Here is a 13,775-nt window from a genome sequence, read left to right on the forward strand (position 1 = left end):
AAAGTTGTGTTATAATAACTGACACATTGTAATATTATTGCTTTTTACCGTGTTTCACTTTTATTACATTTCATGGACACCAAGAGTGCGTCATATCCTATTACGAACTAAAAGGGGCGTTATGTGACATGAACATGCAGGGCGGGGAACTGAAGGTGGGTATTTTGTTTTCCCTCACAGGACCTACGGGGATTACGGAACGGGGGCAGTATCAGGCCAGCCTGCTGGCGATCCGGCAAATCAACGAACAGGGCGGCGCCAACGGCAAACGGCTCATTCCGATTGTGGAGGATATTGCGTCGGACCCTTGCCTCGCAGCCCAAAAGGCGGAAAAGCTGATCGTATCTGACCGGGTCGCCGCCATTGTCGGCTTATATACGTCGGCCTGCCGCAAAATGGCTATCCCTGTATTGGAGAAACACGACACCCTGCTTTTCTATCCGACCTTATATGAAGGAGCCGAGCAGCACCGGAATATTTTCTACTGCGGTTCACTCCCCAACCAGCAGCTGCTGCATTTTATCCCCTGGATTATCGGACATCTGGGCAAAAGCTTTTATCTGATCGGATCGGATTACATTTATCCGCGGGAAACGAACCGTTATATCCGGCACCTGGTTGACAGCTGCGGGGGATCGATAATCGGCGAAACCTATGTCGCCCTGGGGGACACGAAGTTCAGCCAGCACCTGCAGGACATCCGCCGAGCCAGTCCCGACGTTATCTTCTCCACGCTGGTCGGCGACAGCGCAGGGGCCTTTTACCAGCAGCATTACCAATACGGCTTCAAGCAGCCGATCGCCAGTTCGATTACGGCGGAAACCGAAATCTCCGCGATCCAGCCTTCCTATGCCGCAGGACATTACTCCAGCTTTCCTTACTTTAATACAATCGACAATCCCGCCAACCGGCAGTTCGTTTCGGAATACAGGCGCACCTACGGCACGGATACGATAAGCTCGGTGATGGAAAACGCCTATAACTCGGTGTTTTTGCTGGCTGAGGCGCTGCGCCGGTCCAAGGAAGCGTCCACGGACGCCATCCGCCGCGCCCTGTCCGGACTCAAGCTCGAGGCGCCCCAGGGGCAAATCGTCGTCGACCACAAAAACCAGCATTTGTGGTTAAACTCCCGCATCGCCCGGGTCGATGACAGCGGCCGGTTTCAAATTGTGTGGGAATCGGAGACGCCCCTGCCTCCCGTTCCGTTCTTTGAAGCGGAACAGAAGCAGACGGACGCCGGACAGGAGGAGCTGTTCCGGGACGTACTGGAGAAGCGGTTGACGCGCAACGAGTTTCTGCTGAAGGAATTAAAAAAGGCAACCGGATTTCTGCCCTTCACCTTCGCCTTTTTCGATCCCGAGGGCGTACTGCTGGACGTTTTTCCGGACGAGACACCGCCGGACCCGGAACTGCTCCGACTGCTGCGCCTGGGCGGCAGCCAGTGGATTCGCCATCCGTTGGACAAATCCGGCATCGGCCTGGCCTTGACCGGGCATACGCCGTCTTACACAAGCGCCGATTTGCGGGAAATACCGGGGCTGCCGTCCTGGACCTCCGCGGGGCTGCCTGTCAAAAGCGAAGCGGACACCGTCCCTATGGGGGTGCTCGGCGTCTTTATCAAAAAGGGCGGCGAAGACGATGCCGGTTACCCGCTCGAAAGCTTGTCCCGGTTAGCCGCAGCCTGCGCCGAGCTTACCCGCAAACACGACGACTACTTTTCCTTATCGAAAATGATGCAGGATGTGTCCGACCAGCTTTCCAAAAGCCTGTTCGTGCTGCGCAAAGGAAAAATCGCGTTCCATAACGAGGCGGGCCGGAATTTGTTATCGAGAAAACGCGATCTGGTGCATTCGGCTCTGTCGGATATTGCTTCGGACAACCGCGAGGAAGCGAACTACATGATGAGAAAGCAGGACTCCGACAGCTTATACGAAATTCAGATCGTCAAAAAAACGGAGTTTCACTATGTCTACTTCAAACAGTTGGGCCATCGCGCCACACCCGGCCGGAGGGACAAAAACAAGCTTACGACCAAAGAGCTGATCGGCTCTGACGGCAATTTCCTGCGGACCGTATCCCTGGCCAAATCCGCAGCGAAGACGAACGCCAACGTGCTGCTGCTCGGGGAAAGCGGTACAGGCAAGGAATTGTTCGCCCGCGCCATTCATAATGAAAGCGCGAGAAGAGATAAGCCTTTTATCGCCATCAATTGCGCCGCTATTCCCAAAGAGCTGATCAATGCGGAATTGTTCGGTTATATGGAGGGCGCTTTTACAGGGGCCAAAAAAGGGGGAAATGCCGGCAAGTTCGAAGCCGCCAACGGGGGAACGTTATTTCTCGACGAAATCGGGGATATGCCGTTCGAGCTTCAGGCCACTCTGCTGCGTGTCCTTCAGGAGAAGGAAGTGATCCGCGTAGGAGGGCACAAGCCGATTCCCGTGGATGTCCGCATCATTGCGGCAACCAACAAAAACCTGAACCAGGAAATCGCGTATAACGGGTCGTTCCGCAGCGATTTATTTTACAGGCTGAACGTGTTTACCATCGAGCTCGTGCCCCTGCGCGAACGGATCGGCGATGTCGCCGAGCTATCCGCCCATTTCATCGAGGAACTGTCGATCGAAACCGGCCGCCCGGCAAAAGAGATTTCCCCGGAAGCCATCAAGGTGCTGATGGACTATAGCTGGCAGGGGAATATCCGGGAGCTGCACAATGTGATGGAACGGGCGTTTTATTTATCCGACCGTTCGCCCCATATCAAGGTCATCCATCTGCCGCAGTACATTGTGCACAGCCTGCAGAACGAACAGCCCGGAAATCAGCCGAATCTCGCGGAAATGTTCCAAAACTTCGACCACATCAAGGAAATCAAGCAAAAGGGAGAGGAAAGCGAGCGGAATGTGTATATCCAGGCGTTGATAAGAAACAAGGGGAATATCAGCAGGACGGCCAAGAGCCTTGGGATCTCGCGAACTACACTGTACCGGAAGCTGGAGGAGTACCAAATCAAGATCGGCAAGGAATGAACTGCCCCCCTTGCCGCTGTCGCCGAGCAGACATTACGAGCGGGCCGCGCGCCGGCTCGACGGGGCGATGCCCATCTCCTCCCTGTACTTGGCGACGGTTCTCCGGGAGATGCTGAGCCCGGCCGCCAGAAGAGCTTCCGCCAGCTGCTGGTCGGACAAGGGCTTGGCTGCGTTTTCCAACCGGATCAACTCTTTGATTTTCCGCTTGATATGATCCGCCGACACGGCCGGCCCTTCCGAGGCATAAACGCCCGATGCGAAAAAATATTTCAACTCGAATATGCCCCTCGGCGTCTGCGCGAACTTCCCGGCAACCGAACGGCTGACGGTGGATTCGTGCATGCCAATCCGCTCCGCGACTTCCTTCAGCGAAAGGGGCGCCAGGCTGCCCTTTCCCGTCCGGAAAAACTCCGCCTGCGCTTTCACGACGGCTTCCGCCACGAGCCGCAGCGTCTTCTCGCGCTGGTACAGGCATTTCAGAAGCCATTCGGCGGAAGAAAGCTTCTCCTTCAAAAACTGCCGCTCCGGGTCTCCCGCCGCCGCCAGCTCCGACATTCCCTTGTAAAAGCCGTTGATCCTTACGGACTTGGATATCGAGCGGACACGAATATCGAAACCTTCCTCCCTTTGTTCGATGACGATGTCCGGTATCACATAGTGGGGCTTGTCGGCTTGGAATATCGCCCCAGGGCGGGGAACCAGCGCCGTAAGCCGGCAGGCCGCCTCGCGGATCTCGTCGGCATCGGCCCTCAGCTCCTTGGCGATCCGCTTGATACGATTGGCCGCCAGATCCTCCAAATGTCCCTCGACGAGCCGGTAAACGAGACTGTCCACTCCGTGCGTAAGCCGCAGTTGAATAAGCAGGCATTCTCTCAAATTCCGCGCCCCTACGCCGGCGGGGTCCAGCTCCTGCACCCGGTTAAGGGCAAGGTCGACGATCGCCGGACTGATTCCGAGATCCCCGGCGACCTGCTCGAGCGGCAGCGCCAAATAGCCGTTATCGTCCAAATTGCCGATTATATACTTCGCCGCCTCGTACACTCCCGCAGGGAGGCCTGTCAGACAGTTCAGCTGGCGAAGCAGATGCTGCTCCAGCGTGGGGGCAGCGTTCGCCGCCATCGCAATGGGATCGTATTCCGGAGCAGCTGCGGAGCTCCCCGCTACCCCCCGATTATGGAGCATCGTCCCGAAATCGGCTTCCAAAACAGGGTTTTCATCGGCCTGCTGATTGATAAATTCGATCAGCTCCATATTGGAGCTTTGGAGAATATACAGGCTTTGCTGCATGTTGGCGGTGACCGCCAGCTTCTGGGTTTGTGTCAGTACGAGTCTGTTGTTCACAGTGATCCCAGGCCCCTTTCTTACAAGAAAGTAACATAAACCCTCTTTTTTCTTCATTAATTAACATCAATTATAATCATTTTCGGCGCAATCTCAAGAAGAAAATAACTTATTATGTTATTATATATAACATCAATAGATGACAGCCTTCCGGTTTCGGTTTTCTTTCTTCTTTTTGGTATAATGAATATATTCCAAAAAAAGGAGATGAGTGGTAACATGGGAACAAAGACACGTTTGGGGAAAACCGGGCTGTACGTCAATCCGATCGGGCTCGGCGCCAATGCGGTTGGCGGCCATAATCTGTTTCCGAATCTTAGCGACGAAACCGGAAAAGAAGTGGTGCGCACCGCGCTCGGCAACGGGATCAACTTTATCGATACGGCCTACATATACGGTCCCGAACGCTCGGAGCAATTGATCGGCGAAGTGCTCAAAGAACGGGGCCGCCGCGAAGATGTCGTTATCGCCACCAAAGGCGCGCACAAACCGGTCGACGGCAAGATGACGGTGGACAACTCCCCCGCCTTCCTGAAGCAAGCGGTCGAAAACAGCCTGAAGCAGCTGCAAACGGACTATATCGATTTGTTTTATATCCACTTTCCCGACGAGCATACGCCTAAGGACGAAGCCGTGGGCGCATTGAAGCGGCTGAAGGATGAAGGGAAAATCCGCGCCATCGGCGTATCCAACTTCTCGATCGAACAGCTGAAGGAAGCCAATAAGGACGGCTACGTGGACGTGCTGCAAAGCGAATACAACCTGTTCAAACGCGGCGTCGAGCAGGAAATCCTGCCCTATACGGCAGCCAACGGCATCTCGTTCGTCCCTTATTTCCCGCTGGCTGCCGGACTGCTGGGCGGCAAATACAACAAGGACTCGAAATTCGAGGACAGCCGCGCCAAAAACCCGCTGTTCCAAGGCGAGGAATTTGTCCGCAATCTGGACAAGGTGGAGCAGGTCCGTCAAATCGCGGAAGCCAAACATGCGGACGTGGCGCACGTCGTGCTCGCCTGGTATCTTACCCGCGACTCGATCGACGCGCTGATCCCCGGCGCGAAAAGACCCGAGCAGGTGCTTAACAACCTGAAAACCCTAGAGGTATCGCTGACCCCCGAGGATATCAGGAATATCGACCAAATTTTTCAGGCGTAACCCGCGAACTGCGGCTCTGACTCCGCTTGCGGTTTCGACAAGAACGCTGCAAGCGGGGCGTACAGCAAAGAACCCCCTTCCAATTTGGAAAGGGGTTCAGCTTAATTTACTTAAGTTTCATAGTAGGAATCAGTTCAGAGAAATATTTGAATTGTTCATCTGCAAACTTGCCAAAATCTTCAGGTCCTTTATAGATCGCGAGCATACTCCGTTCGTCCGCAAACTTTTTGAACGCATCCGATTCAACGGCATATTTCAAAGCGTCAGCCAGCACGGTTTTCACTTCATTCGGAGTACCTTTTGGCACTACAAATCCACCCCATCCTGCAAACTGAACATCAATCCCTTTTTCCTTCAGTGTCGGGACATCCGGTAAATTTTTATCCCGTTCAGCAGTCATAACGGCAAGAACCTTCAGCTTCTTGGCTTCCAGCCCGCTTTTCACTTCCCCGGTGCCGACCATGACTGCATCGACATGGCCTCCCATTAATGCGGTTACAGCGGGAGCAGCACCATCAAAAGGAATATCGGTGAATTTAACGCCTGTTTTATTGGCAAATGCGCTGGCGGCAACGTGCCATATGGAGCCTGATCCCGAATTGCCCACTTTGACTTGCTCCGGATTTTTCTTGGCGAATTCGATAAACTCTTCAATCGTGTTATAAGGAGCGTTTGCTGCAACGGTAACGGCTGCAGGAACCATCGTTGCTTGCCCAATGAGATCGAACTTGCTTGGCTCCAAATCAGAGAGTCCTAATGGTTTATGCATAGCGAACTCCGCAGGAACATATCCTATGGTGTATCCGTCTTTGGGACTGGCTTGAACGAAGGACATCCCTACGCCGCCTGTGCCGCCTGGTTTATTTACGATTACTACGGGCTTCTTAAGTTTTTCCTCCATGCCCTTGGCAACCATACGGCCTGTGGCGTCTGAAGCGCCGCCTGCAGCGAATGGAACAACTAACGTAATTTCTTTTTCCGGGAATGCTGCTTGTGAGGCTTGTCCCCCTTGCGTTCCCTCTGTTCCCTGTGTACCTTGTGTGCCACAACCAGCCAACAAACCTAAAGACAAGCTTGCAATTAATGCGATTTTTTTCATTGTTCGTTCCCCCATGAAGGTTTTTTATGGTTTAATGCATGTTACATCTCGATATCCGCGGCAAAACCGGATTTCTTTTTCCTGATTTCGGCGATGACGCTAAGAACTAGCACAATAAGAGAAATGACTAACAAGGAGCCGGATAACGGCCGTTGAAACAACTCCAGCAAGTTGCCATGAAACATTTTATACGACTGCAATAAAGAGCTTTCCATGAGCTTGCTTAATACAAACGTCAATACAATGGGTGCCATGGGAATGTCGAGTTTTTTCATGACGTAGCCGATGATGCCGAAAACAAACATGACGCCAACATCCCAGAGGCTGTTATTGACGGTATATGCCCCTAGTACAGAAATGATCAGGATAATCGGATACAGGAGCTTGGCAGGAACCATCGTAATTTTTGCCCACATCCCCGCCAAAGGCAAATTCATGATCAGCAAAAAGAAATTGCCGATAAACATACTTGCGATAATCGCCCAGACGAAGCCCGGGTTATTCTGGAACAGCACTGGCCCTGGAGTCAGCCCATGCATGATGAAAGCTCCCAAAAGAATCGCAATGGTCGGTGAGCTTGGAATTCCCAGCGTGAACAATGGAATAAGCGCTGCTCCGCAATACGAATTGTTGGCGGTTTCAGGACCGGCAACACCTTCGATTGCACCTTTCCCGAAACGTGAAGGATCTTTGGCAATCTTCTTTTCCAATGAGTAGGAAAGCAGAGCCGGGATGACAGAGTTCGTGCCCGGGATCAAGCCCGTTATAAATCCAAGCACGGTTCCCCGGCCTATAGAGTTCACCGTCGGTTTCCATTCTTCGCGTCTGGGCAGAAGCCCTTTCACTTTGGCCGGTTTCTCCGAATTTGTGAGGTTCTCCATACCAAGCAGGATCTCCGAGAGCCCGAACAAGCCCATCGCGATAGTGACTAAATCAAACCCGTTCATTAAATACGGCTCGCCGAAAGTGAACCGGACCGCTCCGGAAACAGGGTCCATCCCGACCAGAGACAATGTTAACCCGATGAACGCCGCAATCAAACCCCGAACGAGCGACTTGCCCATTAAACCAATGACCATGATGAGACCGAATACCATCAGAGCGAAAAATTCCGGCGGACCGAACCGCAAGGCAAAGTCCGCCAAGACCGGGCCGATCAATGCCAGGCCGATGATCGATACGGTCCCTCCGATGAAGGAGCCGATCCCCGCCACACCAAGGGCAACCCCTGCCCTTCCCTGCTTAGCCAAAGGATGGCCGTCCAAGCAGGTAATAACGGATGCTGCCTCTCCGGGCGTGTTAATTAGAACGGAAGTGACGGTCCCTCCATACATACCGCCGTAATAAATCCCAGCCAACATAATAATGGCGGAAACCGGTTCCATCCCAAAGGTTACCGGAATCAGCAAGGCTGTAGCCGTTGTCGGGCCAAGCCCGGGCAATACGCCTACAAACATCCCTACAGTAACGCCAATCAAGCAATACAGCAAATTCCACCAGGTAAGCGCTGTCTCGAAACCTGCAAGCAATTGCATAAGAGATTCCATTTACTTCCTCCTATTACCATCCAAACATGTTGACTGGAAGCGGAATATCAAAGAATGATTTGAACACTATAAACAATATGATGGATGTTACTGCCGAGATGGCGAGCCCCGAATACCACTTATATTCGCGAACAAGCAGAATAAAAAGCAATACGGTGCTTGCAATAATAAAGCCGGTAAAATTCACAATGAGCATAAACACAACCACCGACGCCAGAACGGACAAAATATTTCCTAACTCTCGACCCTTGGGAAAAATATCTTTAAATTGGAACACTTCTTTTTTTACCGATTGCCAGATATAAACGATAGAAATAATGATCAGAATGCCGCTCAGCCATCTGGGAAACATACCGGGACCAGGTCCGAAAGCCGTGTAATATTTCAGAGAGAAGGATTGCCAAAAAACAATGGAAGCGAAAATAAGCAACACAATACCTGTCCAAAATCCCGCATTTTTTACTAAACCGCTTTCTTTCGCATGATCCAAGCCGTTCACCTCCTTTTATTGATGTGGTTCAGGTCGAATCGGAAGACTAGCGTGCTGCGGCAACCGCCTGAAGAAACTCTTTGGCAGCAGCCGTAACCTTGCGATAGTCACCATCCTTTTGCGCCGCTTTACTAATATAGCTGCCTACCCCGACCCCTACACAGCCGGCTTGCAGCCATTCGTGAACATTCTGTGGGGTAACTCCGCCTGTCGGTGCAATCGGAGCTTGCGGTACTGGAGCTTTGACGGCTTTTATATACTGCGGTCCGACTACTTCGGCCGGGAATAGCTTCACAATGTCTGCACCCGCTTCTATACTTTCCAATACCTCTTTCGGAGTGAAAGCGCCGCTTATCGTAATGGCCTGGTAGCGATTGGCCATCTTGATCATTTCCGGATTCAGCTGCGGACTTACTAAAAGCTCAGCCCCCGCCAATATAGCCGCTCTGGCGGTTTCGCCATCCAGAATCGTACCCGCGCCAATTAAAACGTCGCTATATTTGTCAGCTAACGTGCGAATCACTTGGAGTGCATTCGGCACACTCATCGTGATTTCCAGTACTTTAATTCCGCCTTCTATCGCAGCTTCCGCAACAGCCAGCGCTTCCTGTTCGTTATCGGAACGGATAATGAGGACGATTCCGCTTTCATAAATCTTGTTTAGGTTCTCTAGCTTTCTCCACATAGTATGTCCTCCACGTTGTTTAATATTTCATTTGAATAATGCCATCCGTTTCCGCTTACCTTACATAGGATCCATATACAGCCTCTCGCCGCTGTAACCGAGCTGACGAGAAAGTTTCAACGCCGTTTCTTTGACCAATTTCACGATCATCTCTTCACGCTCTGGCGTCATGTTAGAACGGATGCTGGCCACACTAATCGCAGCAACCGGATTATTCGATTGGTCATATATGGCCGAACCGATACAATACATCTCCAAATTATCTTCACGGTCATCAATCGAGTAACCTCGTTCGCGTATTTCCTTCATATCCTGTAAAATATCCGGCAAAGTCACTTTCGAATACGGTGTCTTCCCCTCAATTTCACCATCACCCAGGATGTATTGAATCTTATCCGTAGGAAACGCTGCCAACAAGGCTTTCCCAAGACCTGTAGTGTGCATGAATCGTCGAGAACCCAGTTTGGCTGTCGGTCGCATGACCGAGTAATTTTCCGCTTTATCCAAGTAAACAATCTTACCTTTGTCTTCAATCCCCAGAAAAACGGTGCTGCCGGTCTGTTTGTTTAATTCTTCCAGAAAAGGCCTTGCTCGCTGCGGAAGTCCCAAGTTGGACAGATACTTACTGCCCACTTCAAATGCACCCAACCCTAGACGATAACTTTTTAACCGCACGTCATCCATCTCTATAAAACCTTTATAGAGCAAGGTTTGCACCAATTCAAAACCACTGCTTTTAGGGAGGCCTAACCCCGTACAGATTTCATTCAGGGTTAAGGAAGAACCACTATTAGCAAGTAAGTATAAAAGATCTACCACCCTCTCAGCCGATTTATTCATACGAAACTTTTCCATAGACTCTCCTTTTGAATCATGATATACATTCGGTTCGCATATGTGAATCAATTTCGCCATTTAGAACTTTCAACGTAATTATAAATAGAAACACTGATGAATTCAATATCCTCCTTCAAAAATATTTCTACGGAGTTCTGCTGGAACATTATGCATGTTCTCTATATGAAAAGTGTAAAACGGGATTGAAATACTTAGTGGAATTGATATACTCTATATATAACGATTCACAATCACGAATTAAGTTCACATATGCGAACGATAAATAAGAAGCGCTTTATTAGCGCCGATGCCTTTTAACATGACTTCTTGGAGGAACGTAACTTGGAACCTACCGTCATTTTTTTGATTGGTCCTGCGGGATCTGGAAAATCGACTATCGGTAAACTGATCTCATCTAAGTACAATTGTTGTTATCTTGATAAAGATGTGGTTTGCAACAAATTAACCGGCCTCATCCTGGAATCGAACGGGTATTCGCCTCATGAGCGGGACGGCTGCACGTTTTACAGCGATGTCGTTATGGATCTTGAATACCAAACCTTGCTTGATATAGCCAATGACAACCTGCAACTTGGCAGGTCCGTAGTATTGGATGCCCCTTTCCTTGGCTACTTTTCTAACAGAAATTATATTCATGAGCTAAAAGAGAAGTATGACTGGCAGAACGTCAAACCGTTAGTCCTGCAAGTCACCGTTGATTTTTCAGTATTGAAAGAAAGAATGCAAGCCCGCGCGCTGGAAAGAGACGCTTGGAAATTCAGCAATTGGGACACCTTTATACAAAGCATTCAAGAAAAGCAGTGTTTATGGGAAGGCATTGAAATCTTACAATTTGATAATAGTTCTGCAACGGTCGACTTGGACAAGCTATATCACATATTGCCTTTTACACCTGCCCAAGGTTCCTCCGCTCTCCCTCCGCGTCCCTGAACGAACGGCTATGTGATACCCTTGTCTAAAGCCTTGATTACGGCTTACCGCCAAGCGTCCTTACGAGAACCCCTTCAGGACTAATGTAGTAGATTAGAGCTTTCGCGGTATACGTAAGCATACCGGTGCCGGTGTCAAAATGCGCCTGGTCTTCGCCATCCCTAATGGTGACCGGTTGACCGTCCATCTTAACCGCAATTCCTTTCTTTCAAACTCTCAACGAAAAGACAAGGCGATCTAACCCTGCCTCAACACAAAAAGAAGCCTTCCACCGTACTTCAGTGGCAAGGCTCCTTTTCATTTCCAAACTTATACAAACTTAGGTAACCAATCCCCATGAGCTTCAATTAAATCATCACACATCGCTACGATATCATCGATTGATAGTTCCGCTGCTGTATGCGGGTCAAGCATCGCGGCATGATAAATATGCTCTTTTTTCCCTGTTTTCGCAGCTTCCAAGGTTAACAGCTGCGTATTGATATTGGTGCGGTTCAATGCAGCAAGCTGCTGAGGCAGATCCCCAATATACGTTGGTGTAATCCCGCTTGAATCTACCAAGCAGGGAACTTCGACTATGGCTTCCTTCGGAAGATTCGTAATCAAACCCGTATTCCTTACATTTCCGCCGATTTTGAACGGCTTGTTTGTTTCCATGGCCTCAAACATATAAGATGCGTATTCATGAGACCGGACGTGGCTCAAAGCTTTGTTATTCACCAGCTCATCACGCATGGTTGCCCATCTTGCAATCTGTCGTTCGCAACGGCGCAGGTACTCATCGATCGGAATATTGAAGCGCTCAATCAACTCGGGATAGTTTTTTTTGATAAAGTACGGGTGATATTCCGCATTATGCTCGGAAGATTCCGTAACGTAATATCCAAATCGGAACATCATTTCAAAACGAACCATGTCGTCGTGCTTTTCTTTTTGCTTCTCACGGGCACGGCGCTTGATTTCCGGATATAAATCCACTCCGTCTTTTGTTACTTCAAGCAACCATGCCATGTGGTTAATGCCAGCGATTTTAGTTTGTACCCCTTCACTCTCCATCTCTAATGCCTCAAATAAGTCCGGTATGCATCTTTGTACACTGTGGCACAAACCAACGGTTTTTACACCACCGGTTGTCGTCATTGCATTGGTCAGCACCGCCATGGGATTCGTATAATTGAGAAACCATGCATCCGGGCAAACCTCATTCATATCTTTGGCAAAATCGAGCAATACCGGAATGGTTCGGAGATTTCGAAAAATACCCCCTATACCTAAGGTATCGCCTATCGTTTGCTGCAAACCGTATTTCTTCGGTATTTCAAAATCTGTAATGGTGCATGGATCGTAGCCGCCAACTTGTATTGCATTGACAACGTACTTCGCCCCACGGAGCGCATCTTTTCGGTTTGTATATGCTTTTACAACGCATGTGCTTCCAAGGGTAAGCTTTAAATTATTTAGCATGTTCTCAGAATCTTTAAGGCGTTCTTCATTGATATCGAACAAGGCTAGTTCAAAGCCTTGCAGCGCTGGAGTCATCATGCAGTCACCCAACACATTTTTAGCAAATACTGAACTGCCTGCACCTAGGAAAGTAATCTTTGACATGTTTCTTGCCTCCTACTTTTATGTAAAAATTTTAGAATCCAGCTAATCTGACGGCCAGTTTCATGGCTTGAACTGTTGCACCCGGGTCAGAGGTACCTTTACCTGCAATATCAAAAGCTGTTCCGTGTGCAGGTGTAGCGATGGCGATAGGAAGTCCTCCGCTGACAGTAACGCCTTTGTTAAAGCCCAATAACTTCATCCCCGTCTGAGCCTGATCGTGATACATACTAACCAAACAATCAAAAGGTTTTGTTTGTAAACGCAAGAAAATGGTGTCTGCGGGATAAGGGCCTACTACGTTAATCCCTTGCTCCCGGGCTTCATGAATGGCCGGGCTGATTTCGTCAATTTCCTCCGTGCCGAGCAGTCCTCCATCGCCGGCATGCGGATTAAGGGCCGCTACAGCAATTCGGGGATTGTCGAATCCAACACTGATTAATGTATCATGTGCAAAACGAATGATGCGGGCAACACGTTCTTTCTTAATCAGGCTGCTGACTTCTTTTAACGGTACGTGGGATGTTATTCGCGTAAACCAAAGATCTCCCATGACGTTAATTTCACTAAATCCTTCTTTGCAATCAAGAAGCGAAGCGAAAAAATGCAGCTCATCTTGAAAATGAAATCCACCGCTATGTAACGCTTCCTTATTAATAGGAGCATAAACGAAACCGTCCAACTTTTTTTGCTGCGCCAGCTTCAGTACGAACGTCAATGTTTCACCCGTTGCTTTACCGGAATCTATTGACAATTGGCCTAACGTATACGAGTCTGTCGACAAATTTTGCAAATCGATGAAATAAATCTGGTCTTCGCTGTCGATTTGATCGATCGTATCAATTTTTTGATAAGAAACGGATACGCCTGCTATAGCTTGCCCTTGCTGAAAAACACGTTCATCGCCGACCAAAACCCATGTCGCCAGTTGCCGGATTTCTTCGGATTGGAGAGATTTTGCAACCAATTCCGATCCGATGCCTGTTGCATCTCCTAATGTTAAGCCCATTAACGGTTTTCTCTTCATGCTCCCGCTTCC

The 13,775-nt window shown here is 49.7% G+C and carries 12 protein-coding genes; 3 read left to right on the plus strand and 9 right to left on the minus strand.

The genetic code is table 11. From position 1 onward, the window contains the following. Positions 1-128 precede the first annotated feature (128 nt). Positions 129-3,026 (plus strand): transporter substrate-binding protein, encoded by a 2,898-nt coding sequence (locus tag PVA01S_RS19100; RefSeq protein ID WP_230876102.1) that lies wholly within the window; start codon positions 129-131, stop codon positions 3,024-3,026. 33 nt (positions 3,027-3,059) lie between these two features. On the opposite strand, the gene rpoN is transcribed toward PVA01S_RS19100, so the two are convergent. Next, positions 3,060-4,367: an RNA polymerase factor sigma-54 gene (rpoN, locus tag PVA01S_RS19105; protein WP_164751895.1), complete on the minus strand. Its 1,308-nt coding sequence runs from the start codon at positions 4,365-4,367 to the stop codon at positions 3,060-3,062. A 219-nt stretch (positions 4,368-4,586) separates the two neighbouring features. Between rpoN and PVA01S_RS19110 the strand changes: the two genes are divergently transcribed. Then, entirely contained in the window at positions 4,587-5,522 is a 936-nt protein-coding gene (locus PVA01S_RS19110) for an aldo/keto reductase (RefSeq protein ID WP_127608902.1), read from the plus strand. Between the two features lie 106 nt (positions 5,523-5,628). Here PVA01S_RS19110 and PVA01S_RS19115 read toward each other — a convergent pair whose 3' ends face one another. Genes PVA01S_RS19115 through PVA01S_RS19135 form a run of 5 tightly spaced genes read right to left on the minus strand, consistent with a single transcriptional unit; the run spans position 5,629 to position 10,198 of the window. Then, complete coding sequence (locus PVA01S_RS19115) at positions 5,629-6,621, minus strand: tripartite tricarboxylate transporter substrate binding protein (RefSeq protein ID WP_127608903.1); 993 nt, start codon at positions 6,619-6,621, stop codon at positions 5,629-5,631. 41 nt (positions 6,622-6,662) lie between these two features. Further along, positions 6,663-8,168, minus strand: a complete 1,506-nt coding sequence (locus tag PVA01S_RS19120; protein ID WP_127608904.1) for a tripartite tricarboxylate transporter permease — start codon at positions 8,166-8,168, stop codon at positions 6,663-6,665. Between the two features lie 13 nt (positions 8,169-8,181). Next, entirely contained in the window at positions 8,182-8,658 is a 477-nt protein-coding gene (locus tag PVA01S_RS19125) for a tripartite tricarboxylate transporter TctB family protein (RefSeq protein ID WP_164751896.1), read from the minus strand. Positions 8,659-8,704: 46 nt separating this feature from the next. Next, on the minus strand, positions 8,705-9,343 hold the full coding sequence (locus tag PVA01S_RS19130; RefSeq protein ID WP_054796480.1) for a bifunctional 2-keto-4-hydroxyglutarate aldolase/2-keto-3-deoxy-6-phosphogluconate aldolase: 639 nt from the start codon (positions 9,341-9,343) through the stop codon (positions 8,705-8,707). Positions 9,344-9,403: 60 nt separating this feature from the next. Then, positions 9,404-10,198, minus strand: a complete 795-nt coding sequence (locus PVA01S_RS19135; RefSeq protein WP_054796479.1) for an IclR family transcriptional regulator — start codon at positions 10,196-10,198, stop codon at positions 9,404-9,406. 324 nt (positions 10,199-10,522) lie between these two features. On the opposite strand from PVA01S_RS19135, the gene PVA01S_RS19140 reads away from it, so the two are divergent. Continuing rightward, complete coding sequence (locus PVA01S_RS19140) at positions 10,523-11,131, plus strand: P-loop nucleotide/nucleoside kinase family protein (RefSeq protein WP_127608906.1); 609 nt, start codon at positions 10,523-10,525, stop codon at positions 11,129-11,131. 37 nt (positions 11,132-11,168) lie between these two features. On the opposite strand, the gene PVA01S_RS26755 is transcribed toward PVA01S_RS19140, so the two are convergent. The 3 genes from PVA01S_RS26755 to PVA01S_RS19150 form a co-directional block, all read right to left on the minus strand. Then, a complete protein-coding gene (locus PVA01S_RS26755) occupies positions 11,169-11,318 on the minus strand; it encodes a hypothetical protein (protein WP_164751897.1) in 150 nt (49 codons plus the stop codon). Between the two features lie 122 nt (positions 11,319-11,440). Continuing rightward, positions 11,441-12,739, minus strand: a complete 1,299-nt coding sequence (melA, locus tag PVA01S_RS19145) for an alpha-glucosidase/alpha-galactosidase (protein WP_127608907.1) — start codon at positions 12,737-12,739, stop codon at positions 11,441-11,443. Between the two features lie 31 nt (positions 12,740-12,770). Then, positions 12,771-13,763, minus strand: coding sequence for a 4-hydroxythreonine-4-phosphate dehydrogenase PdxA (locus tag PVA01S_RS19150; RefSeq protein WP_127608908.1), 993 nt, complete (start codon positions 13,761-13,763; stop codon positions 12,771-12,773). Positions 13,764-13,775: the final 12 nt, after the last annotated feature.

This window comes from Paenibacillus validus NBRC 15382 (genome assembly GCF_004000985.1).
GTDB classification, from domain to species: Bacteria; Bacillota; Bacilli; order Paenibacillales; family NBRC-103111; genus Paenibacillus_G; species Paenibacillus_G validus.